The organism is Stutzerimonas sp. VN223-3, assembly GCF_045999685.1.
Lineage (GTDB): Bacteria > Pseudomonadota > Gammaproteobacteria > Pseudomonadales > Pseudomonadaceae > Stutzerimonas > Stutzerimonas stutzeri_AR.
The window spans coordinates 472,922-498,659 of sequence record NZ_RBEC01000001.1; the positions used below are offsets into that span (position 1 = coordinate 472,922).

A 25,738-nucleotide genomic window follows, 5' to 3' on the forward strand; every position below is an offset into this window, starting at 1 on the left:
AGAGCGCCGGCGATCAGCGCCGCAGTGGAACCCACAATGACAACGCGATCGCCGGTGGTCGCGTTGCGCACGATAGGCGTGAGTCAGGAACCAAGCTTTACCTCGCCATCTCTCCCCACGCTCAACCGGAGGAAGTCCTCCGCCAAAAACAGCGTTCCTTCATAGAACCTCGCCGCCTCCGTCCGGATATCCTCGATCGACAAACCTCGATCTGGATCGCTCTGATACCGCGCGCTGAAGTGTGTGAGCACCAGATTGGGAACCCCGACTGCCTGCGCGAAGGTCGCTACCTGCGCAGCGGTGCTATGGCCGAAATCGGTTTTGCCGGCTTCGGCGATGGTCTGGGTGTAGGTCGCTTCGTGAACCAGGAGCTGGGCGTTCTGGCAGGCTTCACGGAGCAGCTCGGGGCGGTCATTGTCGCCGCCGATGACGATGCGCCGCGGTGCACGCGAGAACAGCAGGTAGTCCTCGCTGCGTAGCGTGCAATCATCATGTTCGACATCGAAACCGCGAGCCAATCGGCCCCAGAGCGGGCCGCGGGGAATCCCGTCGCGGTCGAGTTTGTCGATGTCCAGGCGTGGATCAGGGCGGGCTTCGGTGAAGCTATAACCCCAGCTCGGCACGCGATGGGAGAGGGCGGTGGCCTCGACGCGTACCTGTGGATTGCGCCACTCCTTAAGGGTTTCGGTGGCATGGAAGCGCAATTCGTAGGGAAGCCAGGTCTGGCTCATCTCAAGGGTGGCGCGCACCCAGCCTTCAATAGCGGTCGGGGCGATGATGTCGAGTGGTTCCTGCCGGCGTGCCATGCCGGCGCTGGCGAGCAGGCCAGGCAGCCCGAAGCAATGGTCGCCGTGCACATGAGTGATGAATATCGCACGCAGCCCGTGCAGCGTCAGTGGTGTGCGCAGCAGTTGATGCTGTGTGCCTTCGCCGCAATCGATCAGGTACCAGCCCTTGCCGCTGTCTTCGAGCAGTGCCAGCCCGCTGACATTGCGGGCCTTGGTGGGCGTGCCGGATGAGGTGCCGAGAAATAGCAGATCCACGTGCAGGCTCCATCGTTTTTCGTGCCGTCGAGTATGGCGAATCGGATCGTTGTAGATAAGCGCTTCATTCTTCACGTATCGCCGCAGTACGTCGACATATGCTTTTTAGCTACTAAGAAAGCACGAACTTATATTAAGGATTGCTAACGGACCCCGTTATGCTGGCCGCTATCGACACGGCCCCGCTGGGCCCACTTTGGGATTGGATGATGGAATTCGGTGTTCTCGGTTTCGTAGTAGCCGGCCTGTTAGTTGGATTTATCGTTGGCATGACAGGTGTCGGCGGCGGCTCGTTGATGACGCCCATTCTATTGTGGTTCGGCGTTAACCCGGCGGCGGCAGTGGGCACCGACCTGCTCTACGCGGCTATCACCAAAGCGGGTGGTGTCTGGGTCCATCAGAAAAACCGCAACATCGACTGGGGCATCACTGGCTGGCTCGCGCTGGGCAGCGTACCTGCGGCGGCGCTCATGCTCTGGATATTGAAAGGGCTACATGCCGATCAGGACGCGCTCAACGCGGTGATCAAGCAATCCTTGGGCATCGTATTGGTGCTCACCGCGTTGGCGGTACTGTTCAAGAAGCGATTACTTGCGTTCGCGTCCCGCCTCTCCGGTCCGACACCGCGATTATCGTCACGCGGCCTCAATGTGCTGACCGTGGTGGTGGGGGTTGTGCTCGGCGCAATGGTCACGTTGACCTCGATCGGCGCAGGTGCATTGGGCACCGTGGCGTTATTTTTTCTCTACCCGTTGCTGGCCACACGCCGCTTGGTGGGAACGGAGATCGCCCACGCCGTACCGCTGACGCTGGTCGCCGGCCTAGGGCACGCCAGCATGGGCAATATGGATTGGACGATCCTGGCTTACCTCCTGGTGGGTTCGTTACCGGGCATCTATCTGGGCAGCAACCTGTCTGGCCGAGTACCCGAAACCGTTTTGCGCCCGTGCCTGGCGGTGATGCTGGCGGCCATCGGCTATAAGTTGATCTGACCGCAGCCACTTTCGAGGGCGCGACGCACGCGCTTCGTACGGAGACAATCGCGGCTGGCGTTGCCAAACAAGCATGACCACCGCCACCTTTCGCTTCTATGCCAGGCTCAACGAATTTCTGCCCGCCGAGCGCCGCGGGCAGGCGTTCAGCTGTTCATGCGCGCGTGCCGCGACCACCAAGCACATGATCGAGGCCCTCGGCGTGCCGCACACCGAGGTGGCGTTGGTGCTGATCAACGGTCAGCCGGCCGGGTTCCAGCGGTCGATCGAGAACGGTGATCGGATCGTCGTGTATCCCAAGTTCGAGCGCCTGGACATCAGCACTCTGGCGCCTTTGCAGCCGCTGCCGAACGGCCGTCCACGCTTCGTCGCCGATGCTCACCTGGGTGGTTTGGCACGGCTGCTGCGCCTGGCCGGGTTCGACACACTCTATGACAACGGCTATGAAGACGCGGCGATGGCCGAACTGGCAAACCGCGAAGGTCGCGTGCTGCTGACCCGTGATCGTGCACTGCTCATGCACCGAGTGGTGACGCACGGCTGCTACGTGTATGCCCTCAAGCCGGCGATACAGCTGAAAGAATTGTACGACCGGCTGGACCTCGCAGCCCACGCGCGGCCCTTCAGTCTGTGCATGAGCTGCAACGCGCCCCTGCGTGCAGTCGACAAACAGACCGTATTTGAGCGCTTGCCGCCACGCGTGCAAGAACGCCATGAGCGCTTTCTGACCTGCGACTGCTGCGCTCGGATCTACTGGGAGGGCTCGCATTGGCAGGATATGCGCGCCTTGCTCGATTCCATGAATGTCAGCGATTGACAGCGCATCCGCTGCTGCCAATCGCCTATCTGTATTCCGCCATTGCCATGCTGACCACTGGCGTCGCCTGCATGGCGATCGGCCTTCTCCGAGGCGAAGACCGGATGACGCCCGGCTTTATCGCGCCGGGGCTGGTCCTGGCTCTGCTCGCCATGCGTCGACGGGTCTGCTGATCACCCGCTCTACCTCGACGACATAACTTGCCCAAGTGGCTAAGGCTGTTCGCAATTGACCATCCAGGACACCCCGAAGCGGTCTGTCAGCATGCCGAAGCGCTCGGCCCAGAAGGTTTTCTCCAGCGGCATCACGACCTGTCCGCCTTCGGCCAGCCCTTCGAACACGCGTTCACCCTCGGCCACACTGGCAGGATGCAGCGAGATGGAACAACCCTTGATGCCTTCGTATGAGCCGCCGCCACAAGCCTGGTCGCCGGGCATGGTGTCAGACGCCATCAACTGGTAATCGCCCAGATTCAGGCAAACATGCATGATTCGCTCTCGGTGTTCGGCTGGGAAATGCTCAGCCTCCGGTGCCTGGGCGAAGGTGATCATTTCCAGCGTGCCGCCCAGCACTTTCTGGTAAAGCGTGAAGGCATCGCGTGCTTGGCCGTCGAAGGTGAGGTACGGGGTAATTTTCATGTGTTATCTCCTGTTCCGATTACTGGGCTATCTGTGTGCGAAGGCGTTCTTCCTGCTCGCGCAATTCGGGCGTGAATTCGGCGCCGAAGTCCTCGGCTTCGAATACCTGACGGATCTCGATTTCCGATTCGCCAATAGCTGATGCCGGGCAGCGCTTTACCCAATCGATGGCTTCTTGCAGCGACGCGGTCTGGAACAGCCAATAGCCGGCGATGAGCTCCCGCGTTTCAGCGAACGGGCCATCGACGACCGAGCATTGGCCTTCGTTGAAGCGCACCCGCGCACCCCGGCGACTCGGATGCAAGCCTTCTCCGCCCAGCAGTACACCGGCATTTGCCAATTCTTCGTTGTATTGGCCCATGGCTGCGAGAATCTCCTCGGTAGGCATCACGCCTGCTTCGGTATCGCTGTTGGCCTTGATCATCACCATGAATCGCATCGTCTGACTCCTTTATCGGATGGGAGAAAACAGCCTAGACGGATCTGCACGAATTTCCGCCGGCTCTGATCATTGGTCGAGTGGAAAAGACCAAAATCGACACGACGACGAAGTTTTCTTTGCCATCGCAATAAACGGGTGCCAAACCCTTCGGTTAATTAGGGCGGTTGGAGACTCCGAAAATATTTCTGCAAGGCCTGCATCCGATTCGATTTCTCGCGGGTAGTACAGGTAGCGGCCAGATTTGCCGCCCACCTGATCACTACCGGAGATTCAAAAATGGACGCGAAAAAGATCCTTTGCCTGACCGGACTTTCCCTGGCGCTCGGCTGCTCGGCCAATGCCTTCGCCAAAATGGACGTACCCGACGCCGTCAAGGTCCCGGATGGCCACACCGTCAGCATGGAAACCCGCGGCGTCGGCAAGATCACCTACGAATGCCAAGCCAAAGCCGATATGCCCGAAAAAATGGAGTGGGTGTTCATCGGCCCCAAAGCCGCGCTCAATGATCGCAGCGGCAAGCAGGTCGGCAGCTATTACGGCCCGCCTGCTACCTGGGAAGCGGCGGATGGGTCCGCGATAACCGGCACCCAGGTTGCGGTGGCTCCGGCTGGCGAAGGCAACATCCCGTATCAGTTGGTCAAGGCCAACCCTGCCAAAGGCAACGGCGCGATGAAGGGCGTCAGCTATATTCAGCGCGTAGCGACCAAGGGCGGCGTAGCGCCGGCGGCAACCTGCGATGCAGCCAGCAAGGGCGAGCGTCAGGTCGTGGATTATCAGGCCGACTACCTGTTTTGGACCAGCAAGTGAGTCCAGAACAGCGGGCAAGTCGCTCGATATGAGCGTTAAACGCCTCTATGCTCCACAGACGCCCCGGCCTGCGCGCCGGGGCAACCACAATCAGCCAGTGGCGGGTCAATTGTCAGCAGCGTCCTCATCCCCGTTCGACTACGAAGCAGCCCTGCGCGCTTGCGCTCGCGGCGAGCGCTCGGCATTACAGAAGCTGTATGAACAGGAAAGTCCGCGCCTGCTCGGCGTGGTTCAGCGCATCGTGCGGGACGCTGCGCTGGCGGAGGACATCGTGCATGACGCCTTCATCCGCATCTGGAACAAAGCGGCAACGTATGACCAGACGCGCGGCTCGGCCCGTGGTTGGATCTTCAGCGTGACCCGCCACCTCGCCCTCAACGCGGTGCGCAACGATGCCCGGCAGACGCAGTTGGACCCAGACGAGGACGGCGAAACCAGCCACGCAGCCATCGACGGTTGGCAGGAACAGACCGACGCCTTCGATTGGCGAGTCAATCCCGGCCGGATCGAAGCCTGTCTCGAACAACTGGAACCGGTGCGCCGCAACTGTGTGTTTCACGCTTATGTCGACGGCTATTCCCATCAGGAGATTGCCCAGCGCCTGGGCGCTCCGCTGGGCACGGTAAAGGCCTGGATTCGCCGCAGCCTGACCGCCCTTCGCGAGTGCATCGGATGAATACCGAACTCAACGACAGCGGCGAAAGCCTGCATGAATTGGCCGGCGAATACGTTCTCGGCACCTTGTCTGCGTCGCAGCGAGAGGACGTCGAGCGGCGTTTGCCGGTCGAGCCCGAACTGCAAGCCGCCGTGGATTATTGGGAAGCACGCCTGTTGCATCTGACCGATCTGGTGGAGCCGCAAACGCCGTCGCCGCGCCTGTGGAATCGCATACAACGGAGCGTGGATGAGTCCGCTCGACAGACCGCACCGATGCCGCGCCAGTCGAAGTGGTGGGGCAGTCTGTCGCTTTGGCGAGGTTTCGCCGCCGCTGGCATGGCCGCGACACTGGTGTTGGGCACGTTGCTGCTTACGCGCACCATGCCGGATTCATCGCCGACCTGGCTGGTGGTGCTCGCCACGCCACAGAACCTCGCCCCCGGTTGGGTAATGCAGGCCAGCAACCAATCGCGAGAAATCGAACTGATCCCCCTCGGCGTTACCGAGCTGCCGCCGGACAAGGCGTTGCAGCTCTGGACCAAGGCCGAAGGCTGGCAGGCGCCGGTCTCGCTCGGATTGGTCAAGCCCGGCGAGCCGGTGAAGATTCGCCTCGACGAACTGCCGCCGCTGCAGCCCAATCAGCTGTTCGAACTCACGCTCGAACAACCAACTGGCTCGCCAACCGGCAAGCCGACTGGGCCGATCCAGTTCATCGGGCGCGCGGCGAAGGTGATCTGACAGCTCTCACCCGCGCGGCGGAATATTCAGCCCTTTGGCGACAGCAGGTCGCTCGACAAAAGCATCCAGCACGCGCTGCACATTGCTGAAACGCTCGAACTCCACCAGCTCGCGCGCCTCGTAAAAGCCCACCAGATTGCGCACCCAGGGAAAGGTAGCGATATCGGCGATGCTGTAGCGGCCGCCCATGAGCCATTCCCGGCCTTCGAGGCGCTTGTCGAGCACGCCCAGCAACCGCTGGGTTTCCGCGAGGTAACGGTCGCGCGGACGCTTGTCCTCGTAGTCCTTGCCAGCGAATTTGTGGAAGAAGCCGAGCTGGCCGAACATTGGCCCGATGCCGCCCATTTGGAACATCAGCCATTGAATCGTCTCGTAGCGGGCCGCCGTGTCCTCCGGCATGAGCTGACCAGTCTTGTCTGCTAGGTACAGCAGAATCGCCCCGGATTCGAACAGTGTCAGCGGCTTACCGTCCGGTCCGTTCGGGTCGAGGATCGCCGGGATCTTGTTGTTCGGGTTCAGTGAAAGAAATTCCTGCGACAGCTGATCGTTAGTCTCGAAGCTGACCAGATGTGCCTCGTAGGGCAGGCCGGTCTCCTCCAGCATGATCGACGCCTTTACCCCGTTGGGCGTGGGCAGTGAATAGAGCTGCAGGCGCTCCGGGTAGCTGGCAGGCCATTTCTGGGTGATGGGGAAGGCGGATAAATCGGACATAGCGAGCATGCTCTCCATACGATGGGGAATTGAGAATAGCTCACCCTTTGGCGCAGTTGGTCGAGTGGGGAACGAGGGGCGCGGCTCTCAGTTGGTCGGGCCAGCCATTGCGCAGGCGCCTCGATGGCTTCGGGCGTCTCCGACAAGCTGCACTATGCTCAACGCAGCGCAGGCGTCGGCGCCTGTCGCGTTCCGGACCATTACACGAGGCGTTCGACCATGGTGCTGATCCTCATTCTGTTGTTGCTGATTGCCTTCATCGTGTATTCCACGGTGAGCTGGAAGCTGCATCCCTTTCTGGCACTGCTGGCAGCGGCAATTCTTGCCGGCTTCGCCTATCAAGTCCCGACTGCGGAGATCCTCAAAACGGTCGCGACCGGCTTCGGTGGCATCCTCGGCTACATCGGTATCGTCATTGCTTTAGGCACCATCATTGGCATCATCCTCGAACGCTCCGGCGCGGCGATCACCATGGCCGAAAGCGTGATCCGCCTGCTCGGCGAGCGCTTTCCTACGCTGACGCTATCGATCATCGGCTATCTGGTGTCGATCCCGGTGTTTTGCGACTCCGGCTACGTCATCCTTAACTCGCTGAAGAATGCACTGGCGGCGCGAATGAAGGTCTCGGTGGTGGCGATGAGTGTGGCGCTGGCCACCGGCTTGTACGCCACCCACACCTTCGTGCCGCCGACGCCGGGCCCGATTGCCGCAGCAGGCAACCTGGGGTTGGAAGATTCGCTGGGGCTGGTGATTGCCGTCGGCCTTCTGGTCTCGGCAATCGCTGCGCTGGCCGGGCTGTTCTGGGCCAACCGCTTTCTCAAGCAGGACGATCGCGAGCTGCTGGACGAAGCGCCCAGCGAGCTGCTCGCCGAAGACGTGGACTTCGACAGCCTGCGCGCCCGCTACGGCACCTTGCCTACCGCCTGGCAGGCCTTCGCGCCCATCTTCATACCTATCGCGCTGATCTGTATTGGCTCGGTCGTTGCGCTGCCGGGCAGACCGCTGGGCGAAGGCTTGGTGTTTTCGGTGCTGAGCTTTCTCGGCCAGCCGGTCGCTGCTTTGCTGATCGGCCTGGGCTTCGCCTGCACGCTGCTCAAGGGCGAGAACAAGCGTCAGCAGTTCCATGATCAGGTCGCTGCGGGCATCGTCGCCGCGGCGCCGATTCTACTCATTACCGGTGCCGGCGGTGCCTTTGGCGCAATGCTGAAGATCACCCCACTGGGCGACTACCTGGGCCAGAGCCTGTCGGCGCTGGGGATCGGCCTGTTCATGCCCTTCATCGTTTCCGCCGCGCTGAAGACCGCGCAGGGCTCTACCACCGTTGCGCTGGTCACCACATCGGCCATGGTCGCGCCGCTGCTCGGCAGCCTCGGTCTGGATAGTGAAATGGGCCGAGTGCTCACGGTCATGGCCATCGGCGCGGGCGGCATGACCGTGTCCCATGCCAACGACAGCTTCTTCTGGGTGGTCTCGCAGTTCAGCCGGATGAAGGTGTCCACAGCCTACCGCGCGCAAACGATGGCGACGCTGGTTCAAGGCGTGGTGGGTATGGCGGTAGTCTGGCTGTTGGGGTTGGTGCTGCTCTGATGCCTCTTTGATCGGTCAGGACGAACCACACCGGAGGCGGGCAGCGACCCCGGTGTGGCACGTATCGACTATTGACTCTCGCCAGACAATGTTTTGATCATCGCCACCGTCAGATACAGGCGAGGCGCGATGCTGGCGAGTTCCAGGTATTCCTCATCCGAATGCAGGCCGGCACCGACCACACCCATGGTTTCCAGTACGGCAGGCTTGTCGCTGTCCGGCACATAGGCGTAGCCGGCATCGGTGCCGAAACGCATGGCGATGGGTTCGATGTTCTTACCGATTTCTCCGTAGAGCTCTTTCGCAGTCTCGGCCAGATGCGCCGAACCTGCATTCTTCGCCAGCGGCGGCCGGCCTTTATCGATGCGCAGTTCAACCGTCGTGGCCTCAATCAGCTGGTCTTTGACAATTCGCTGAGCATCGGCCAGGACGCGGTCGTACTCACTCAGATCGGAATAGCGCATGTCGGCCTCGGCGGCGGCGCTGTCAGGAATGATGTTGCGCTTCTCGCCACCCTTGATCATCGTCCAGTTCACCGTGGTGCCCTTGTCCGGGTCGCCCAAATCCCTGAGCTGCACCAGTTGGTGGGCGAGCTCCATGACAGCGTTGCGGCCTTCTTCTGGCGCCGATCCGGCGTGTGAGGATTTGCCCTTTACCTCGAGCATCACGGCATTGATGCCGTTGGTTGCGGTGGTCACTGCATCCTTGTCTGGCGGCTCGTAGGAAAAGACGTAATCGTGCTTGCGGGCGAGCTCGCCGATGATTTTCTTCGAGCCCGACGAACCCATTTCCTCGTCGGGGTTGAACAGCACGGTGATAGTCCCGAAGCCATCGAAGTTCTGCTCCTTCAGCAACTTGAGTGAATGCAGGATCATCGCGACACCGCCTTTGGCATCAGCGACGCCCGGCCCATACGCGCGCTGCTCGTCCATGCGGAACGGCCGCTCGGCGGCGGTGCCTTCTGCGAATACCGTGTCGTAGTGAACCATCAACAGGAAATCCTTTGTGCCCGAGCCTTTCAGCGTGCCAACGATATTGTCGCCAGCCGAGGGCGTGGCGGGCGTGGTCGTGACTGTCGCACCCAGCGCTTCGAGGCGCTTGACCAGCATCTGGCTGACCGTGGCAAGCCCTTTTTCCTGGCCCGTACCGGTGTCGACGGCGACCAGTTCTTTCACCGTTTCGAGATAGGGCTTTCGCTCGGCTTCGGCCTGTTCGAGCAGCTCGGCGGGCTTGAGATCGGCGGCAAGGCCGTTCAGGGAAAAGAAGCACAGGGCAATAGCAGCAGCGAGCGGGGAGGGACGGACGTGCATTGGGGGAACCTCAGATCACGTGGGGTGGTGAGGTTGAGAGGGTTCCCTGAAGTGCATCGTTCCGGCGGGTCAGACGATTTAAGCGCGCGCTTTAGCAGAAGTTAAATGCAACGGCCGCGGGCGCATCGCTTTTCGGCTCATCGAGGCCTGTGCTTTAGCATCGCACCGTATATGGTTCATAGATGATTCCCTGACGGAGACCTTTATGAGCCTCACCACCGCCTACGATCCTCAAAACATCTTCGCCCAGATCATTCGTGGCGATGCGCCCTGCTACCAGCTCTACGAGGACGACGATGTGCTTGCCTTCCTCGATCTCTTCCCGCAGTCCTACGGGCATACATTAGTGATTCCGAAGCGCTCCGCTGCCTGCAATATCCTCGATGTGGACACCGAGGCGCTGGGCAAAGTGATGGCGGTGGTGCAGAAGCTCACTCGTGTAATCGTCGACGAACTGCAGCCCGATGGCGTACAGGTCGCGCAGTTCAATGGCGCGCCGGCGGGGCAGACGGTATTTCATATTCATGTGCATATCGTGCCGCGCTATTCAGGCGAGGGGCTGGGCATCCATGCGGCGGGCAAGGCCGAGCCTGCGGAGTTGAAGAAGTTGCAGACGCGGTTGGTGCAGCGGCTGGCACAGCGAGGGTAGGGAGGGCCGGGAAGCCTCCGCTTTAGGCGCCATTTCGACCGAGGGGCTTGTTTGGTGGGCTGAAGCCCACCCTACGGCCTACCTGGCCCGACGCACCTAACCGGCCGCCGGTCGGTAGGGTGGGCTTCAGCCCACCAGTGCCACCAGCCTCGTTGGTGGGCTAAAGCCACCTACGGCCACCTGGCCCGACGCACCTAACCGGCCGTCAGTCGGTAGGGTGGGCTTCAGCCCACCAGCGTCGCCAGCCTCGATGGTGGGCTAAAGCGGAGCGCCGCCCGGCCCACCCTACGGCCGATTACCGAGAGATCAAGCCTCGCCGGCCGCACCTAGCCGGCCGCCAGCTGTGTCAGCGCGTGCAGCACCAGCCCGACCAGCCCACCAACCAGGGTGCCGTTGATGCGGATGTATTGCAGGTCTTTACCGACGCTCTGTTCCATTTGCTCGACCAGTTCGCGGCTCTCCCAGTTCTCCACGCGCTGGGCGATGTATTTGCCGATCTGCCCGCGGTAGCGCTCAAGCATCGCCGGTGCGGCAGTCATCAGCTGTTCGTTGATCCAGTTGCGCATTGAGGTATCGGCGGCAAGGGAATCGCCCAAGCCTCGCGTCAGCTTGACGATGCGCTGACCGATGCGTGAGTCGGGGCTTTCCAGGTCCGCTTGCAACCAAACGGTCAACTCTTGCCAAAGCGTCTGGATGTACTCGGTGGTGGCCGGATGTTCAAGCAGCTGGGCGACGAGGCGCTCGATTTCCAGGCGATAGGCCGGGTCATGCTTGAGACGCTCCACATACTCAGCGACGTGCTCGTCGAAGCGCTCGCGCAACGGATGATTCGGGTCGCCTGCGACTTCGGCAATGACTGCCGAAACGCCATCGACGAATTTATTCGCCGACCAGCCGCCCACCGCTTTGCCGAGGCCCAAATAGCGCAAGGTACGGACCTCGGCGGTGATGGCCTCGGCGACCAGCGCGCGGGTGTCGTCGTCCTGCAGAAGGGCATCGATCTTGATCAGCGCTTCATCGAGCATCGCCTGGTGCTTGCCCTGGCGAGTGAGCATTTCAAGTACCTGACCACATACAGGCGCCAGATCGACCTTGCGAACACGATTGATCAGCTTGCCTTGAATGAAGTCCCGCACACGCTCGTCGCGTAGCGAATCGACGCCGAAGCGGGCCATGCCGGTGAGTTGCCGACCGACCGCTTCGGCATTGGCCGGGTGGCGCAGCCAGTTGGCCAGGCGGCCGCCAAGATCGAGCGCTTCGAGTTTGGCCAGCACCAGTGGTGTCGCGAGAAAATGGGTGGTGATGAAACTCGACAGATTGCGACCGATGCGCGCCTTGCTGCGCGGGATGATCGCCGTGTGCGGAATGGGCAAGCCGAGCGGATGGCGGAACAGTGCGGTGACGGCGAACCAGTCGGCAATTGCACCGACCATCGCGGCTTCGGCGAAGGAGGCGAGATAGCCCCACGCGGCGTGGCGTGGTTCCAGGGCGGTGGCGATGACGTAGAGCAGGGCGGCGAGCAGTAGCAGAAGGCCGGCGACCCACTTCATGCGTGTAACCGGGGTTTGCCAGCGTTGTTGCAGAGGGCTCATGCGATGCCTCTTGTGCGGCGAATGGAGGGCGGCGCTCAGGCGTATCGGGAAGGGGCCGACGGGTCCGCCTATACAGGACAGACCCGGTTAGCGAGGTGAGGGTTCGACATTTGCAGGCGTGCGGCTTACTCCTCGTCGTCTTCCTCGCGCAGCAGGACGTAGCTGTCGTCTTCCAGGCGCTCGCAGACGTAGAACATGCTGATGGTGCCGTCCTGCTCGGTCACAGCGGCGTAGTCATCGGCCTCGACCGTGAAGAAACCCTTGGAGTCGGAACCGGATTCGCTGGCGAACACGGCGGTGAAAAAAGCGTCTTCCGGCATGCCGTCGAAGTAGTCGGCGCGCGCCTTGGCATCCCATTCCTGTGGCGGTTGGAATTGCCCGGTGATGATGACGCGGGCGTCGCCCATGTCCTGTTCTTCGCCGTCAGGATCGCTTTCATGGGCGCGGTAGATGGTGCAGCTCAGGGCATTCGGGTCGGCCAGAATGCTGTCGCGCGAAGGTGTTTGGGTGGCAGGCATGGCAGGCAGCTCCGGTCAAAGATGGGATTGCCGGCAGTGTGGTGGAGTCCTGGGGTCGCTGCAATCTCAAGTTGGGCGAGGCGGCGCATCTTTTCATCGCCGCGGGACGATCGGACCGCCGGCAAGCGGGCAGGCGAACGCGATTAGCCGGCTGTTGCTCCAATCGGTAGACCCTATCGAACCACTGCAACGAGGTAGCCATGAGCCAGAGCGATCAGACTCAGCGTGAGCAAGACAAGCAGGCCGACGACCTGCCGGACGTCACCATGACCGACGCCGGCGATAAGGAAGCCGGTGAGGATCCGGATTTCGACGACACCGAAATCGAAGGCGGCGACGACAGCCGGGGCTAGCCCGCTAATGCTCGATTGCCGCCGATGGCTGCACGTCGAGTCCATACGTTTAGTCACGGAAACAGGAGCGCAGCATGGACAAATACCACGTGAACCCCACCCCGATGGGTTGGGAGCTGACCGACCCGCAATCCCAGGAAACGCTGCTGCGTACCCTGACCAAGGATGAAATGTTCACCGAACTGGACAGGCTCATGGTCGACAAAACCGCCTCGGTCGAGATCTATCGGCGCGACGGAGGGCTCGAGGAAGAGCGGCCATATCCCGGAAGCAATCATCCGGTGTCGACCCGCTAGATTCATAGCAGCGCATCTTTTCCGCACGGCGAGCGAACAAACCTGTCATACCATTACCGCTTCGCTGATCGACCGGAGAGTCCCCGCATGCGCTTGATCCTTGTACTTATCCCTCTGCTGGCGCTGGCTGGCTGTTCGTCCTGGCAGGCTGACCCCGAGGACATCAAGCCAGTGCCGGACGAGCGCTTGCGCGGATATCAGACGCCCATAGCAAACGGTGGCGAGGTGGTAGTGACGCGCGACTTCGGCCTGCGCGGCGGCGGTTGCTACGTAGCGGTGATGGTCGATCGCAAGATCGCCGCGCGCATTCACGTGGGCGAGCAGGTTCGGCTGCAGGTGCCGGCGGGTATGCGCATCGTCAGCATCGAATCCGACCCCGAAGACGACACCCTGTGCGGCATGGGTAACCTGCTACGTGAGAAGGCTGCGCGGGTGGAAACTGGCGAGACGCTGTACTTTCGCATCAGCGTCGACAACCGCATCGCTTTCGATATCCAGCAGGTCGAGGCCCCGTAATCGGCGTGTACACGGCCGCGCGGTGACCGCAACGTTGCCGCGTTTCATTGAATAACCGCGAAACATTCCTCGCCGAACGCTTGTGGGGCTTTTGTGCTCCCATAGGTCAGAACCGTTGTGCTTGAGCCTCTGGTGCCCAGCCGGAGGGTTGTGTCTGGCTGCCGCCACGACATGCAGCGGCGATTCTTACCACCTCGCGGCCACGCTGCCGTTACAAGGAGTCGATGCGTGAAGAAAGCCATATCCTCGATGATGTTTACCGCCGGTCTCGCGCTGGTCCCCTCGCTGCATGCCGAGCAACGGCCGGTCTATGGACCGCAGCTGGAAGGCTTCAGCTATCCGCATCCCATCGAGCGCTACGAGTTCTCATCGCAGGAGAAGGCGCTGTCCATGGCCTATATGGATGTTGAGCCCGAGGGAAAGGCCAATGGCCGCACCGTTGTGCTGCTACATGGCAAGAATTTCTGCGCCGCGACCTGGCAAGAGACCATCGCGGTGCTTTCGCAAAATGGCTACCGGGTGATTGCGCCGGACCAGATCGGTTTTTGCAGCTCCAGCAAACCGCAGGGTTATCAATTCAGCTTCGCTCAGCTGGCGCATAACACCCAGGCGCTGCTGCAATCGCTGGACGTGGATCGGGTCACCGTCATTGGCCATTCCATGGGCGGCATGCTGGCGGCTCGCTTTGCGTTGAATTACCCCCGAATGGTTGAGCAACTGGTGCTGGTCAACCCCATCGGTCTGGAAGACTGGCAGGCGGAGGGCGTGCCGTACGCACCGATCGACCAGTTGTACCAGGGCGAGCTGAAAACCGACTTCGACAAGATCAAGGCCTATCAACAGAAGTTCTACTACAACGGCAACTGGAAGCCCGAGTACGACCGTTGGGTGAACATGCTGGCGGGCATGTATGCCGGGGAAGGCAAGGAGGTCGTCGCTTGGAACCAGGCACAGACGTCGGAAATGCTCTTCACCCAGCCAGTGATCCATGAGTTCGAGAAGATCAGCATGCCGACGCTGTTGCTTATTGGTGGCAAGGACCGCACCGCGCCCGGCGCCAACCGCGCGCCCGACGAGGTGGCGCAACGCCTTGGCAATTATCCGGAGCTGGGTCGGCAGGCCGCCGCACTGATCCCCGAGGCCACGCTGGTGCCATTCCCCGAGCTTGGCCATTCGCCGCAGGTCGAGGCGCCGCAGGTGTTTCACAAGGCGTTGCTGAATGGGCTCAGGTCGCGCTGAGCAGTGGTTGCGCCGGCGGTAGCGATGCCGCCGGCGCCGGCTGCAAATCATCTGACTAGAGCGGCCAGACCCAGAGAATGGTCGGTACGGCCACCAGCACCACGAGAATCGACAACGGCAGACCCAGGCGCCAATAGTCACCGAAGCGGTAACCGCCTGGCGCCATCACCAATGTGTTCGATTGATGTCCGATAGGCGTGAGGAAAGCGCACGACGAGCCGATCGCAACCGCCATCAGCAGCGGATCGGCTGAGGCATTCATACCTTGCGCCAGGCTGATCGCGACCGGCGCAGCGAGCACGGCGGCGGCCGCGTTGTTGACGACATTGGTCAGTAGCATTACGCCGGCCATGAGTATCGCGATGGTCGCTGCCGGCGGTGCGGCCTGACCGACCTCAAGCAGGGCATCGGCGATCAGCTGCGAACCGCCCGTGCTTTCCAGCGCCTCGCCGATCGGCATCATCGCGGCGATCAGGACGATGATCGACATGTCGATGCTTTTGTAAATGTCTCCGGTGGGCACCAGCCCGGTCAGAATCATAAGCAGTGCCGCGCCCACGAGCGCTATCGATGCTGGCATCAGGCCTGCCGAGACCAGTACCAGCGCGCCGGCAAAGATGCCGCTGGCCAGCCATACCTGGCGCGGCGTGGTGATGCGCAGGCCGCGTGAGGCCAGGGGCAGACAGCCAAGACCGTTCAATGTCGACTGCAATTGGTCCTCGCGTGCCTGCACCAGCAGGATGTCGCCAGCGGCAAAACGGATCTTGCTCAGCCTCTGTTGCAAGCGCTGCCCCTGGCGCGCTACAGCGAGGATGTTCACACCGTGACGCTCGCGCAGCGCCAGGCCGGTCGCGGTAGTGCCGACCAGCGATGATTGAGGCGTGACGATGGCTTCTGCCAGTGCACGTTCGCTGTGACGATCCTTCCGGGCTGCTTCGGCTTCTGTCTGCTTGTCCTCGTCGCCGTTTTTTTCGGCCTGCTTGTCCTGTTCGGCTTTTTCGCGCGCTTCCGCTTCGCTGTCGGCGTGGGCGGCCAGTTCCATTTTCGTCGCGTCGAGAAAGGCCTTGAGGCTGTCCGGGTCGCACTCGACCAGCAGAATGTCATCGTCGCGCAAGACCTCGTACATCGAGGGCATTCGCAGTTGCTGATCACCACGTATCAGCGCTGTGATCATCACATCGTCTTCGCCGCCAGCCACCATCAGCTCGTGCAGCGTTCGGCCGGCGTATTTGCTTTCTTCCGGTAATTTCAGCTCGGTCAGGTATGCGCTGATTTCGAATAATTGTTGATCCCCGTTAGGGTTCTCGCGGCGGGGCGTCAGACGCCAAAGCAAGGCTATGAGCAGCACGCCGGTGACAGTGATCGCCAGACCCACCGGGAGGAAGTCGAACATGCCGAACGGCGCTTCGCCGACCTGACGCCGGTAGCCGGCGATGATGATGTTGGGTGGCGTGCCGATGAGCGTCAGGGTGCCGCCGAGCAATGAGCCGAACGCTAGCGGCATCAAAAGATAAGACGGTGAGCGGCCATTCTGACGAGACATCCAAATCGCTACCGGCATGAACAACGCCAGGGCGCCGACGTTGTTCATGAAGCCCGAGCACAGTGCGACGATGCCGGTGAGCGTCAGCACCTGAACCCAGGGCCGGTCGCCGACTTTGGTCAGATGACGCGCCATCGAGTCCACCACACCGCCGTTAAGCAGCCCGCGACTGAGTACCAGCACGGCGGCGACAGTGATGACCGCTGGATGCCCAAGGCCCATGAATGCCTTCTCCGGCGGCACGATGCCTGCCAGCGTGACAACCAACAGGGCGCCGAGCGCGACGATGTCGTAACGCCAGCGATTCCACGCGAACAACCCCAGGGTCACAGCCAGCACGGCGAATACGGTCAGCTGATCGCTCTGCATGAATCACTCCGGATTGCCGGTACGGCTATCGCCGCCTTGGCGGAGGCAGCTACGAGCAGATGGGAGGAATGGAACCGGTCGTCTCGGCCAATGCCGCCGTGACGCGCACGTCGTTCGAAGATTGACCGCTGGGGTCCCGCTCCGTTCGCTGTCGGCGTCCTGCACTGAAAGCTGTTGCGTTACGTTGTGGACTTGGTTGGCGTGCTCCGTCGCAGGCACGCTTCTTCGGCAGATAAAGAAGGGGAGGGTCAGCTTCAGGTATTTCTAATCCGCCAGTCGGCAGCGCCATGATCTCGTGCAGCTGTGCTGGCCAAATATCGTCCGAGCGGGCAAGGTTGCATGAGGTCCACGGAGCGACGATCAGCTATGCCCAAGCACATCTTTCTACCGTGCCGCGATGGTTATCAGCTCGCCGCGCAACTCTGGTTACCCCACGACGGTACACCGCGCGGCTCGGTGGTCGTCAGTAGCGCGACCGGCGTGCTGGCGCGCTACTACGCGCGGTACGCGAGCTTTCTGCGCGAGCAGGGCTACGCGGTGCTGACGTACGACTACCGTGGTATCGGTGGCTCGCGGCCGACGAGCTTGCGCGGCACGGGCATCCGCTGGCGCGACTGGGGCGCTTACGACTTCGATGCGGCCGTGAGCTGGATGCGTCAGCGCGACCCTGATGGTCTGCTCGTGGCGGTGGGGCACAGCATTGGCGGCTTTCTACCGGGATTCGCCGCTGCGGCGACACAGGTGGATCGCTTTCTCAGCGTCGGTGCGCAGTATGCCTACTGGCGGGACTACGACGCTGCGCAGCGCTGGCAGATGTTCGCCAAATGGCATCTATTCATGCCCGCGGTGACCGTGCTGTGCGGTTACTTTCCAGGACGACGGCTGGGCTGGCTGGAAGATCTGCCTTCGGGCGTAGCGTTGGAATGGGCATTTCGCCGGTCGCGGCTTGAGGCCAGCTACCCATTACACGAGCGCGATGAGGTGCTGCAGCGCTTTGCGGCGATTCGTGCGCCGATTCTAGCGATCAGCATGAGTGACGACGAGTACGGAACCCCACCGGCGATTCGCCGTGGCCTGGATTACTACCGCAACAGCCACAGGCAGCACGTCCAGCTCAGCCCCGCGGCGTTGGGCATGCAGGAAGTTGGGCACTTCGACCTGTTTCGTGAGCGCCACCGCGAGGGCTTCTGGCAATCCACGCTGGAATGGATCGGCACGGGCCACAATCCCTGGCCGCTGTACGAAGCCCTTGTGCCTGAAGCGCCTGTCACCGTCGAGCTCGCTGCTGATCCCAGTTGACGATGCTGTTTTACCCCGCCGCGCCTTGCGCGCGCATCGTCGCGTCGCCTAGCTGCTTGCCGCCTTCATCGAGCAGATCGTCCAAAGCGTTGCGATAGGCCTGCCGGCCGACCCGCATGCTGTTGTTGTGGGAGCCGCCTTCGATCAACAGCAGGCGTTTGGGCTGCTGGGCGGCGGCGTAGAGCTCTTCGCTGAAGCGTGCCGGCACGTATCGGTCCGCAGTGCCGTGCACCACCAGCAGCGGCATGCCGACTTGATCGATCTTGTCGATGGAATCGAACTTTTGTGAGACGAGCCAGCGGATTGGCCAGGGCGTGTCGGCCACTTCCGTGGCGATATCGGCAAGATTGGTAAAGGTGGACTCGATGATCAATGCGCGCGCCTCCGGTGACTCGCCGCGACGTTCGGCCTCGCGGCCAAGCTCGGCGGCCAGGTCCACCGCTACCGCTCCGCCTAACGAATGGCCATAGATCAGGCGCTTGTCAGCGTCGGGCTGGAGCTTCTTCAGATGATCCCAGGCGATGCGCGCATCCTGGTAAACGCTGGCTTCAGACGGTAGCTCGCCAGCGCTCTTGCCGAACCCGCGATAGTCGATGGCCAGCACTGAAAAGCCCAGCGAGCGAACCTGCTCGAGGCGGAACAGATGGCCGGTGAGGTTCCAGCGCGAGCCATGCAGATAGAGCATCGCAGGTGCGTCAGCCCTTTCGGCAGGCCACCACCAAGCATGGATATTCTGATCGTCACCGAATGCCGGCGCGGTCAATTCCAGCTCCTCGACACCACTCGGCAATCCGCGATACCAACTGGCCGTGCCGTGCTCGATGCGGAACACCAACTCGCGTTCCTTCTGTTCGAGCATCGAGCAGCCGACAGGTAGGCTGGCGAGCAGGATGCTGCCAAGCAGCAGGCACAGCAGCCTGAATCTGGATTGGCGAAGAGAGGGGTTCGGCATGGCGCTCACTAACGGCTAAGCAGGAGCGCTAATTGGGACTCGTGACCGCCTCCGTCCGCAAGAGCCGCCGACGGCTGATTGGTTACTTGATGTTGGTCGGCGGGCTGCCGACCTTTCGGCGGCCCGCTAAGTGTTATGACAGTTTCGCTGGATAGCCTGATCGTGGCCCGCCACTGCGGGCCACGATCGGGTCGCTGGCTGTCAGATCCGGAACTGCTTGACCAGCGCGCCCAGGCGATTGCCCAGTTGCTCCAGGTTGCGTGCAGTCTGCGCGCCTTGCTGGGTCTCGTCGGCGACCTGATCGACTGACATGGCGATCTGATGAACGCTGCGGTTGATCTCTTCGGCAACCGAGGTCTGTTCTTCGGCAGCGCTGGCTATTTGCGCGTTCATGGCGTTGATGGTGCCGATCAGTTGGGCGATGGCGTCCAGCGAAACGCCAGCACGATTGGCCTGTTCGCTGCTGCTCTCACCCGCTTCGCTGGAGCGGGTCATGGCGTTGACGGCGCTCTGCGTGCCTTGCTCCAGGCGGTCGATCATGCCTTGGATTTCCTGGGTGCTCTGCTGAGTCCGGCTGGCCAGCGCACGAACTTCGTCCGCCACCACGGCAAAGCCGCGACCGGCCTCACCGGCACGTGCCGCCTCGATGGCCGCATTGAGCGCCAGCAGATTGGTCTGGTCGGCAATCGAGCGGATCACGCCCAGCACATTGACGATCGAGTCCACGTCCTCGCGCAAATTGTCGATGGATGCGCCGCTCTCGCGGATGTCCTGCACCAGGGCATGAATACGCTGAACGCTGATGTCGACGACGCGTTTGGCGTCCTGGCCTTCCTGATCGGTCTGCTGCGCCGCGCTGGCGGCATTCTGCGCGCTCTGCGCCACTTCCTGCGCAGCGGCGGACATTTCATGAATGGCGGTCGCGACCTGATCGGTTTCCTGACGCTGCTGCGCCATGGCAGCTTCGGAGCGCCGCGCCTGCTCCGCCACCTCGCCAACCAGCTGAGTCAGTTGAGTGGTCACCTCGACCATCTGACTGACCATGCCGTGAATCTTTTCGACGAAGCGGTTGAACGAAGACGCCAGTTCGCCTACTTCGTCCTGGCTGGTGATCTGCAACCGGTGGGTCAGGTCGCCTTCGCCGGCAGCGATATCGTCGAGGTTGTCCTTGATGCGCTGAATCGGTCGCACGATCGAGTTGCTCAGTGCCAACCCCACGAGGCCAAGCACCGCCAGCATGATGACAGCCAGAATTAGCGTGCTGGTCACGATGGCCTCGATTCGCTCATCGATCTGCGTCTGAATCTGCTCCAGCTCGGCGTCGATACTGTCGATGTTGATCGAGGTGCCGATGGCCAGATCCCACTTCGGCAGATAGTAGTTGTAAGACAGCTTCGGCAGCAGCACGCTGTCTTTGCCTGGCATCGATGAAAAGTACCGCAGGTAATGACTGCCGTCCTTCGCGGCTCGCACTAGCTCGGTATTGATCAGCATGCCTTGCTGATCGCGACGATCCTTCATGCTGGTACCGACACCGTCCGGGTTGGTGCCACGAAATAGCCGAATGATGTTCGAGTCGTGACCGTAGAAGTAGCCGTTCTCATCGAACTTGATGCGTGACAGGCGCTCGATGGCTTGTGCGCGTGAGGCCATGTCGCCGCTGGGCGAGTTTTCATAGAGGTCAGCGATGGCCGTGAGCGCTACCTCAACGTAGCCTTTGAGCTCCTTTTTACTCTGTGCCATCAAGCTTTCACGCCTGTCGGCGATCTCGGCTTCGGCACGGTCGGCGAGGATTTTCGCCGTCCCGCCACACAACACCAGCGCGAGCAGCAACACAGGCAGCAGCGCCAGAAGAATCATTTTCTGTTTCAGGGAGAGATGCATCAGCAAGGGCCGGTCTGGAAAACAAGGTCCAGTACAGCGGCCGGGGTCTGGAAAAATTAAGCGCTGCGTTAAAAATATTTCGCGGGAACGGATAGGCCGTCTTGGCAGTAAGCTATCCGTCACATTTCTTCGGCATCGGTCAATCGCAGGCGCCAGCCGGTGTGCTGGCACTCGCACGGTCGTCTTGCGCTGTCCACGCCCACCAGAACACCAGCAGGCCGACTGCGCCAGTGGCGGCACCGATGTAGCCGGTGGAGGTCCAGCCGAGGCCGGCGGTGATCGCCAGGCCGCCAAGCCACGGACCCAGCGCGTTGGCGATATTGAAGGCGGCGTGGTTGGACGCTGCTGCCAGCGTCTGCGCATCGGCGGCGACATCCATCAGATGCGTCTGCAGCGCAGGCGACAGCGAGACCATGGTGCCGACGGCAAAGGCGGCCGGCAGGATGGCCCACAGCGAGTGGGCAGCGAAGGGGAACACCAGCAGCACTGCGATGCTCCAGAGCAGCAACAAGGGAATCGCCTTGAAGCGCAACCGGTCGAACAGCCAGCCGCCAAACAGGTTGCCGATGATGCCGCCCAGGCCGAAAGCCGCCAGCCCTACCGGGATCCAGTTTTCGCTGACGCCGGTGACCTCTAGCAGCGTCGGTGCCAGATAGGCGAACACGCAGAACATGCCGGCAAATCCGACAGAGCTGATCGCCAGTGCCAGCCACACCTGCTTGCGGTTGAAGTCACGCAACTCGCGCATCGGGTTGTTGCGTGGTTCGTCGCGGTTGAGCGGCAGGAAGATCGCCACCAGCAGCACCGTCAACAGGGCGATCAGACCCACCAGGCCGAACGCCCAGCGCCAGCTCAGCCACTGCCCCAGCCAGGTCGCGGTGGGGTTGCCGATCAGCATGGCGATGGTCAGCCCGGCCAGTACGCGGCTAACTGCCTTGGCGCGCTGATCCGGCGCCACCATCGAGGCGGCCACCAGCATCGCCACACCGAAATAGGCGCCGTGCGGCAGGCCGGCAATGAAGCGGAACAGCATCAGCGAGTGGTAATCCGGTGCCAAGGCGCTGGCGAAGTTGCCCAGCGCGAAAAAAGTCATCAGCAGCAACAGCAGATGCCGCCGAAACATGCGCGCCCCGAGGATCGCCAGCAATGGTGCGCCAACCACCACGCCCAGCGCGTAGGTGCTGATCACGTTGCCGACCTGCGGCTCGCTGATCCCCAGGCCTAGGGCAACATTGGGCATCAATCCCATGATGGCGAACTCGCCGGTACCAATGGCGAATCCACCCATGGCCAGTGCCAGTTCGATCAGCAGAATGGCGCGCGGCGAAAAGCGCTGCGTTGGCGGGTTGGCATACGCCGTCATGATCGACCTCGGAGGTTGCAGAAGAAAGCGCGGGATTATCCCGTTCAGACGGCCGGAAGGGGAGAGCTACCTGCTGTCGGGGCAGTCACAAAGATCGGAGTATGGCGCGATGGTTCAACGCCGCCGCGGGTTATTGTTCTGCGTGACCCGCGGCAAATATGGTAATCCGTGTGGGTCAGCTGCCGATGCTGTTCAACAGCGCATGCGTATCGGCAGCACCCATCATTGCTGCGGCGGCCAGCGGCGTGGCGCCGTTGATATCTGTCGCATGCGGATCGGCACCGTGGGCGATCAGGTATTCGACTATTTCGGTGCGGTTGAACATGGCGGCAATCATCAACGCGGTCTTGCCATCGGGCGAGGCGCCCTCGACATCTGCACCCTGTTCAATCAGCAGCTTGACCATGTCCAGGCTGCCCTTGAAGGCGGCGCCAGCCAGCGGTGTCTGGCCTTTGTCATTTCGCAACTGGGGGTCGGCGCCGTTTTCGATCAATACACGTGAAGCGTCTAGATGGCCGTGGTAGCTGGCGAGCATTAGCAGGCTGTCGCCATTGTGGTTGCGGATGTTGGCGGGCAGCCCGCGGCTGAGTAGTTCGCCAAGACGCTGGGCATCGCCGGCGCGGGCGCTGTCGAAGACCTGCTCGGCAAATGCCAGCGCGGCGTCGTCCAGTTCGGGCGTGGGTTTGGCTTGTGTCATCTAGCACTCCTTGATCAAGGCGGGATCGCCCGGCGGCGATCACGAAAATGTCTTTAGTGTGACAAGCGATTTGGCGACTGGCGCCATCGCATTATCTATCCCACGCATAGCCGAGCTGTATCACGTCTCTCCAGGCGGGCTCTGAAGCTTCAAAGCGTACGCAAGAACGCGAGCGGACACAGACACAGTGCGGGCTCGATCCGTTGATGTGCCAAAAATGCATGATCGGTGTGAGGCTGTTTATGACGAACGGCCAGACATGTTCTGGCTAATGGCGGCTGCCGAAGTGGGTGTGCTGTGGCAGTATCTGCGGCCTTATCTCAACGACCCTGCGATTCATGAAACCGGAAGACCTTCAACGCCTGGTGACCCAGACGATGCCTTATGGAAAGTACAAGGGCCGTCTGATTGCCGATCTGCCGGGCAATTATCTGAACTGGTTCGCCCGAGTCGGCTTCCCGCCAGGGGATATCGGCCAGTTGCTGGCGCTCATGCAGGAGATCGACCACAACGGTTTGTCGTCTTTGTTGGAACCGCTGCGCCAGCGCTGAGCTTATTCGCCCAGCTCCGCCTGCAAAGCCGCCAGTGCCGGAGCCGCATAGATGCCCACATCGACTGCCAGCGCCATCACGCGCTCCACATCGCTGGTGTAAACCAGTACGGCTTGCAGTTCATCGTCCAGCGGCTCGCTGAAGTCCACCAGCACGTAGCCGCCTTTTTCCGGGTACAGGCTGCTGAGCTGCGTCTGGATGCGGTTGAGCGCTTTCAATGGCTCGGTTTTGGCCAGCTGTTTGGGTTTGAGCACGAAGGCAACGTCCGGGCCGAACGAGTCGATGATCTGCTCGAATAACATCTGATAATCGTCGGCTTGGAACAGCACTGTGTCAGGCAGGCTGCCAACCACTACCCATTCGCCCAGCGGTATGGGGAAGTCATCGTCGTAGTTGATATCCGGATTGGCCTGCAAAAAGGCCTGAGGATCTGCATAGGCCTGAGCGGCTTCGTCGGCGACGCGGTTGATCGCCTCGTCGCTCATGCAGCCCGAGCTGATCAGGCGAATCAATTCGGCGAGTTGGTATTTCATGGGGCAGCAGTCCTGCAGCGCGGGGGAGCGCAAGAATAACCGAAAGCTTGTCGGTACCGTGCCTCGTCAAGCCCTTACATGCGTGGCGATAGGCCGCTGCGCCTCGCCAACATTTGTCTGCTTTTACGCGCTGAGCTGCAGATTCTGTTACGTTTTCGTGCACAATAGCCGCCATATCAACAGGCGCTAGATGAACGACCGCAATCGGCTTCAGGCCGACTTCGTTCTGTTCCGAACGTCAGATAACGATCAGCCAATATTCGAGGAACGACTGTGCATAACGTCGTCATCAGCGGTACCGGTCTTTATACCCCTGCCCAGAGCATCTCCAACGACGAGCTGGTTGAGTCCTTCAACACTTACGCCCACCGCTTCAATAACGAGCATGCTGCCGCCATTGAAGCTGGCGAGGTGCAGCCAGCGCCCGAATCCAGCTCCGCCTTTATTGAAAAAGCCTCGGGCATCAAGAGCCGCTTCGTCACCGACAAGGCCGGTATTCTCGATCCGGATCGCATGGTTCCGCGCATCCCCGAGCGCAGCAATGATGAATGGTCGATCCTTTGCGAGATGTCGGTGAAGGCTGCCGAGCAGGCGCTGGAGCGTGCAGGCAAGACCGCAGCTGACATTGATGGAGTGATCGTCGCCTGTTCCAATCTGCAGCGCGCTTATCCGGCGGTTGCCATCGAAGTACAGGCGGCACTGGGCATCAAGGGTTTTGGCTTCGACATGAACGTGGCCTGTTCCTCGGCGACCTTCGGTATCCAGAACGCGGCCAACTCGGTGCAGCTGGGACAAGCGCGGGCCATCCTGATGGTCAACCCGGAGATCTGCACCGGGCACATGAATTTCCGTGATCGGGACAGCCATTTCATCTTCGGTGACGCCTGCACGGCAGTAATCGTCGAGCGCGCCGATCAGGCCACTTCGCCGTATCAGTGGGACGTGATCAGCACCAAGCTAGTGACCGAATATTCCAACAACATCCGCAATAACTTCGGTTTCCTCAACCGCACGGCCGAGGAATACATGACCAACCCGGACAAACTGTTCGTCCAGGAAGGTCGCAAGGTGTTCAAGGAAGTCTGCCCGATGGTGGCCGAGCTGATCGGCGAGCACCTGAAGGAAAACGATATTGAGGTGGGTTCGGTCAAACGCTTCTGGCTGCATCAGGCGAACCTGAACATGAACCACTTGATCGTGCGCAAGCTGCTGGGTCGCGACGCCAGCCCGGAAGAGGCGCCAGTGATTCTCGATACCTACGCCAACACCAGTTCAGCCGGTTCGGTAATCGCCTTCCACAAGCATCAGGACGACCTGCCCAGCGGCAGTCTCGGGGTGCTCAGTTCGTTCGGCGCGGGCTATTCAATCGGTAGCGTGATTCTGCGCAGGCGCTGATTACTACGCTGCCAAAAATCTCATCAAGGGTGGACTTCGGTCCGCCCTTTTTTTTTGCATCGCGTTTGGGTTACCGACCCGTATCTTGTTTGTTCCCAAAAGCGATAAACAGAATCGTATTAAGTTCCTCTTGTCATAAAACCTTTACGGAACGGCAATTTAGCTGACACACCGGCTCGCCAAGATTCCCGCAGCACAAAGAGCCACTACCAGTGTGTTTTTCCAACGCTAAACAAAGGGGAATTTT

General features: G+C 61.3%; 28 protein-coding genes. 15 read left to right on the plus strand and 13 right to left on the minus strand.

The genetic code is table 11. The features are described from left to right. Positions 1–83: 83 nt before the first annotated feature. Positions 84–1,043 (minus strand): ribonuclease Z, encoded by a 960-nt coding sequence (locus D7241_RS02185; protein ID WP_408100126.1) that lies wholly within the window; start codon positions 1,041–1,043, stop codon positions 84–86. A gap of 209 nt (positions 1,044–1,252) precedes the next feature. Here D7241_RS02185 and D7241_RS02190 point away from each other — a divergent pair, with 209 nt between their 5' ends. The 3 genes from D7241_RS02190 (at position 1,253) to D7241_RS02200 (ending at position 3,025) form a co-directional block, all read left to right on the plus strand. After that, the gene (locus D7241_RS02190) at positions 1,253–2,035 is read left to right on the plus strand and encodes a sulfite exporter TauE/SafE family protein (protein ID WP_408101173.1); all 783 of its coding nucleotides are present in this window, start codon (positions 1,253–1,255) and stop codon (positions 2,033–2,035) included. 73 nt (positions 2,036–2,108) lie between these two features. After that, complete coding sequence (locus tag D7241_RS02195; protein WP_408100127.1) at positions 2,109–2,852, plus strand: Mut7-C RNAse domain-containing protein; 744 nt, start codon at positions 2,109–2,111, stop codon at positions 2,850–2,852. Then, the gene (locus D7241_RS02200; RefSeq protein ID WP_408100128.1) at positions 2,849–3,025 is read left to right on the plus strand and encodes a hypothetical protein; all 177 of its coding nucleotides are present in this window, start codon (positions 2,849–2,851) and stop codon (positions 3,023–3,025) included. The genes D7241_RS02195 and D7241_RS02200 overlap by 4 nt, the downstream gene beginning before the upstream one ends. Positions 3,026–3,064: 39 nt before the next feature. On the opposite strand, the gene D7241_RS02205 is transcribed toward D7241_RS02200, so the two are convergent. Together D7241_RS02205 and D7241_RS02210 are read right to left on the minus strand one after the other, a co-directional pair. Next, on the minus strand, positions 3,065–3,490 hold the full coding sequence (locus tag D7241_RS02205; protein WP_408100129.1) for a VOC family protein: 426 nt from the start codon (positions 3,488–3,490) through the stop codon (positions 3,065–3,067). A 19-nt stretch (positions 3,491–3,509) separates the two neighbouring features. Next, positions 3,510–3,929, minus strand: a complete 420-nt coding sequence (locus tag D7241_RS02210; RefSeq protein ID WP_408100130.1) for a YciI family protein — start codon at positions 3,927–3,929, stop codon at positions 3,510–3,512. Between the two features lie 279 nt (positions 3,930–4,208). Between D7241_RS02210 and D7241_RS02215 the strand changes: the two genes are divergently transcribed. From D7241_RS02215 to D7241_RS02225, 3 genes are all read left to right on the plus strand, one after another. Continuing rightward, a complete protein-coding gene (locus tag D7241_RS02215) occupies positions 4,209–4,739 on the plus strand; it encodes a DUF3455 domain-containing protein (RefSeq protein WP_408100131.1) in 531 nt (176 codons plus the stop codon). Between the two features lie 109 nt (positions 4,740–4,848). Next, positions 4,849–5,415 (plus strand): sigma-70 family RNA polymerase sigma factor, encoded by a 567-nt coding sequence (locus D7241_RS02220; RefSeq protein WP_408101174.1) that lies wholly within the window; start codon positions 4,849–4,851, stop codon positions 5,413–5,415. Next, positions 5,412–6,134 carry an anti-sigma factor domain-containing protein gene (locus D7241_RS02225; protein ID WP_408100132.1) on the plus strand — a complete coding sequence of 241 codons (723 nt, stop codon included), beginning with the start codon at positions 5,412–5,414 and terminating at the stop codon, positions 6,132–6,134. The genes D7241_RS02220 and D7241_RS02225 overlap by 4 nt, the downstream gene beginning before the upstream one ends. 6 nt (positions 6,135–6,140) lie before the next feature. Here the strand turns inward: D7241_RS02225 and D7241_RS02230 are convergent, their stop codons facing one another. Beyond that, positions 6,141–6,845, minus strand: a complete 705-nt coding sequence (locus D7241_RS02230; RefSeq protein WP_408100133.1) for a glutathione S-transferase N-terminal domain-containing protein — start codon at positions 6,843–6,845, stop codon at positions 6,141–6,143. Between the two features lie 219 nt (positions 6,846–7,064). On the opposite strand from D7241_RS02230, the gene D7241_RS02235 reads away from it, so the two are divergent. Further along, positions 7,065–8,432 (plus strand): GntP family permease, encoded by a 1,368-nt coding sequence (locus D7241_RS02235; RefSeq protein ID WP_408101175.1) that lies wholly within the window; start codon positions 7,065–7,067, stop codon positions 8,430–8,432. A 68-nt stretch (positions 8,433–8,500) separates the two neighbouring features. On the opposite strand, the gene D7241_RS02240 is transcribed toward D7241_RS02235, so the two are convergent. Beyond that, on the minus strand, positions 8,501–9,742 hold the full coding sequence (locus D7241_RS02240; RefSeq protein WP_408100134.1) for a M20/M25/M40 family metallo-hydrolase: 1,242 nt from the start codon (positions 9,740–9,742) through the stop codon (positions 8,501–8,503). A gap of 205 nt (positions 9,743–9,947) precedes the next feature. Here D7241_RS02240 and D7241_RS02245 point away from each other — a divergent pair, with 205 nt between their 5' ends. Continuing rightward, a complete protein-coding gene (locus D7241_RS02245) occupies positions 9,948–10,391 on the plus strand; it encodes an HIT family protein (RefSeq protein WP_408100135.1) in 444 nt (147 codons plus the stop codon). A gap of 326 nt (positions 10,392–10,717) precedes the next feature. Here D7241_RS02245 and D7241_RS02250 read toward each other — a convergent pair whose 3' ends face one another. Both D7241_RS02250 and D7241_RS02255 read right to left on the minus strand, forming a co-directional pair. After that, positions 10,718–11,983, minus strand: a complete 1,266-nt coding sequence (locus tag D7241_RS02250; RefSeq protein WP_408100136.1) for a DUF445 domain-containing protein — start codon at positions 11,981–11,983, stop codon at positions 10,718–10,720. 125 nt (positions 11,984–12,108) lie between these two features. Further along, positions 12,109–12,501, minus strand: a complete 393-nt coding sequence (locus D7241_RS02255; protein WP_255981013.1) for a hypothetical protein — start codon at positions 12,499–12,501, stop codon at positions 12,109–12,111. A gap of 200 nt (positions 12,502–12,701) precedes the next feature. Here D7241_RS02255 and D7241_RS02260 point away from each other — a divergent pair, with 200 nt between their 5' ends. From D7241_RS02260 to D7241_RS02275, 4 genes are all read left to right on the plus strand, one after another. Further along, positions 12,702–12,854: a hypothetical protein gene (locus D7241_RS02260; RefSeq protein WP_408100137.1), complete on the plus strand. Its 153-nt coding sequence runs from the start codon at positions 12,702–12,704 to the stop codon at positions 12,852–12,854. A 74-nt stretch (positions 12,855–12,928) separates the two neighbouring features. After that, positions 12,929–13,150: a hypothetical protein gene (locus D7241_RS02265; RefSeq protein ID WP_408100138.1), complete on the plus strand. Its 222-nt coding sequence runs from the start codon at positions 12,929–12,931 to the stop codon at positions 13,148–13,150. Between the two features lie 87 nt (positions 13,151–13,237). Further along, positions 13,238–13,666, plus strand: coding sequence for a 3-isopropylmalate dehydratase (locus D7241_RS02270; protein ID WP_408100139.1), 429 nt, complete (start codon positions 13,238–13,240; stop codon positions 13,664–13,666). Between the two features lie 249 nt (positions 13,667–13,915). Next, on the plus strand, positions 13,916–14,905 hold the full coding sequence (locus D7241_RS02275; RefSeq protein WP_408101176.1) for an alpha/beta fold hydrolase: 990 nt from the start codon (positions 13,916–13,918) through the stop codon (positions 14,903–14,905). A 55-nt stretch (positions 14,906–14,960) separates the two neighbouring features. On the opposite strand, the gene D7241_RS02280 is transcribed toward D7241_RS02275, so the two are convergent. Continuing rightward, positions 14,961–16,817, minus strand: a complete 1,857-nt coding sequence (locus D7241_RS02280) for an SLC13 family permease (RefSeq protein WP_408100140.1) — start codon at positions 16,815–16,817, stop codon at positions 14,961–14,963. Positions 16,818–17,183: 366 nt separating this feature from the next. Between D7241_RS02280 and D7241_RS02285 the strand changes: the two genes are divergently transcribed. Then, the gene (locus D7241_RS02285) at positions 17,184–18,116 is read left to right on the plus strand and encodes an alpha/beta fold hydrolase (RefSeq protein ID WP_408100141.1); all 933 of its coding nucleotides are present in this window, start codon (positions 17,184–17,186) and stop codon (positions 18,114–18,116) included. Between the two features lie 10 nt (positions 18,117–18,126). Here the strand turns inward: D7241_RS02285 and D7241_RS02290 are convergent, their stop codons facing one another. From D7241_RS02290 to D7241_RS02305, 4 genes are all read right to left on the minus strand, one after another. After that, entirely contained in the window at positions 18,127–19,068 is a 942-nt protein-coding gene (locus tag D7241_RS02290) for an alpha/beta hydrolase (RefSeq protein WP_408100142.1), read from the minus strand. A 201-nt stretch (positions 19,069–19,269) separates the two neighbouring features. Then, positions 19,270–20,952 carry a methyl-accepting chemotaxis protein gene (locus D7241_RS02295; RefSeq protein WP_408100143.1) on the minus strand — a complete coding sequence of 561 codons (1,683 nt, stop codon included), beginning with the start codon at positions 20,950–20,952 and terminating at the stop codon, positions 19,270–19,272. 139 nt (positions 20,953–21,091) lie between these two features. Next, positions 21,092–22,315, minus strand: a complete 1,224-nt coding sequence (locus tag D7241_RS02300) for an MFS transporter (RefSeq protein WP_408100144.1) — start codon at positions 22,313–22,315, stop codon at positions 21,092–21,094. A gap of 175 nt (positions 22,316–22,490) precedes the next feature. Next, a complete protein-coding gene (locus tag D7241_RS02305; protein WP_255980994.1) occupies positions 22,491–23,012 on the minus strand; it encodes an ankyrin repeat domain-containing protein in 522 nt (173 codons plus the stop codon). Between the two features lie 338 nt (positions 23,013–23,350). Here D7241_RS02305 and D7241_RS02310 point away from each other — a divergent pair, with 338 nt between their 5' ends. Then, positions 23,351–23,563 (plus strand): DUF3820 family protein, encoded by a 213-nt coding sequence (locus D7241_RS02310; RefSeq protein ID WP_255980992.1) that lies wholly within the window; start codon positions 23,351–23,353, stop codon positions 23,561–23,563. Positions 23,564–23,565: 2 nt separating this feature from the next. On the opposite strand, the gene D7241_RS02315 is transcribed toward D7241_RS02310, so the two are convergent. Next, complete coding sequence (locus D7241_RS02315) at positions 23,566–24,096, minus strand: hypothetical protein (protein ID WP_408100145.1); 531 nt, start codon at positions 24,094–24,096, stop codon at positions 23,566–23,568. Positions 24,097–24,369: 273 nt separating this feature from the next. Here D7241_RS02315 and D7241_RS02320 point away from each other — a divergent pair, with 273 nt between their 5' ends. Continuing rightward, positions 24,370–25,491, plus strand: a complete 1,122-nt coding sequence (locus D7241_RS02320; protein WP_255980988.1) for a beta-ketoacyl-ACP synthase III — start codon at positions 24,370–24,372, stop codon at positions 25,489–25,491. The last annotated feature ends 247 nt before the right edge of the window (positions 25,492–25,738 follow it).

Coding starts and splice junctions, on each gene's coding strand:
- D7241_RS02190 (WP_408101173.1), top strand. CDS start 1,253: ATGGAATTCGGTGTTCTCGGTTTCGTAGTAGCCGGCCTGTTAGTTGGA.
- D7241_RS02195 (WP_408100127.1), top strand. CDS start 2,109: ATGACCACCGCCACCTTTCGCTTCTATGCCAGGCTCAACGAATTTCTG.
- D7241_RS02205 (WP_408100129.1), bottom strand. CDS start 3,490: ATGAAAATTACCCCGTACCTCACCTTCGACGGCCAAGCACGCGATGCC.
- D7241_RS02210 (WP_408100130.1), bottom strand. CDS start 3,929: ATGCGATTCATGGTGATGATCAAGGCCAACAGCGATACCGAAGCAGGC.
- D7241_RS02215 (WP_408100131.1), top strand. CDS start 4,209: ATGGACGCGAAAAAGATCCTTTGCCTGACCGGACTTTCCCTGGCGCTC.
- D7241_RS02225 (WP_408100132.1), top strand. CDS start 5,412: ATGAATACCGAACTCAACGACAGCGGCGAAAGCCTGCATGAATTGGCC.
- D7241_RS02230 (WP_408100133.1), bottom strand. CDS start 6,845: ATGTCCGATTTATCCGCCTTCCCCATCACCCAGAAATGGCCTGCCAGC.
- D7241_RS02235 (WP_408101175.1), top strand. CDS start 7,065: ATGGTGCTGATCCTCATTCTGTTGTTGCTGATTGCCTTCATCGTGTAT.
- D7241_RS02240 (WP_408100134.1), bottom strand. CDS start 9,742: ATGCACGTCCGTCCCTCCCCGCTCGCTGCTGCTATTGCCCTGTGCTTC.
- D7241_RS02245 (WP_408100135.1), top strand. CDS start 9,948: ATGAGCCTCACCACCGCCTACGATCCTCAAAACATCTTCGCCCAGATC.
- D7241_RS02250 (WP_408100136.1), bottom strand. CDS start 11,983: ATGAGCCCTCTGCAACAACGCTGGCAAACCCCGGTTACACGCATGAAG.
- D7241_RS02255 (WP_255981013.1), bottom strand. CDS start 12,501: ATGCCTGCCACCCAAACACCTTCGCGCGACAGCATTCTGGCCGACCCG.
- D7241_RS02260 (WP_408100137.1), top strand. CDS start 12,702: ATGAGCCAGAGCGATCAGACTCAGCGTGAGCAAGACAAGCAGGCCGAC.
- D7241_RS02265 (WP_408100138.1), top strand. CDS start 12,929: ATGGACAAATACCACGTGAACCCCACCCCGATGGGTTGGGAGCTGACC.
- D7241_RS02270 (WP_408100139.1), top strand. CDS start 13,238: ATGCGCTTGATCCTTGTACTTATCCCTCTGCTGGCGCTGGCTGGCTGT.
- D7241_RS02275 (WP_408101176.1), top strand. CDS start 13,916: ATGATGTTTACCGCCGGTCTCGCGCTGGTCCCCTCGCTGCATGCCGAG.
- D7241_RS02280 (WP_408100140.1), bottom strand. CDS start 16,817: ATGCAGAGCGATCAGCTGACCGTATTCGCCGTGCTGGCTGTGACCCTG.
- D7241_RS02285 (WP_408100141.1), top strand. CDS start 17,184: ATGCCCAAGCACATCTTTCTACCGTGCCGCGATGGTTATCAGCTCGCC.
- D7241_RS02290 (WP_408100142.1), bottom strand. CDS start 19,068: ATGCCGAACCCCTCTCTTCGCCAATCCAGATTCAGGCTGCTGTGCCTG.
- D7241_RS02295 (WP_408100143.1), bottom strand. CDS start 20,952: ATGCATCTCTCCCTGAAACAGAAAATGATTCTTCTGGCGCTGCTGCCT.
- D7241_RS02300 (WP_408100144.1), bottom strand. CDS start 22,315: ATGACGGCGTATGCCAACCCGCCAACGCAGCGCTTTTCGCCGCGCGCC.
- D7241_RS02305 (WP_255980994.1), bottom strand. CDS start 23,012: ATGACACAAGCCAAACCCACGCCCGAACTGGACGACGCCGCGCTGGCA.
- D7241_RS02310 (WP_255980992.1), top strand. CDS start 23,351: ATGAAACCGGAAGACCTTCAACGCCTGGTGACCCAGACGATGCCTTAT.
- D7241_RS02315 (WP_408100145.1), bottom strand. CDS start 24,096: ATGAAATACCAACTCGCCGAATTGATTCGCCTGATCAGCTCGGGCTGC.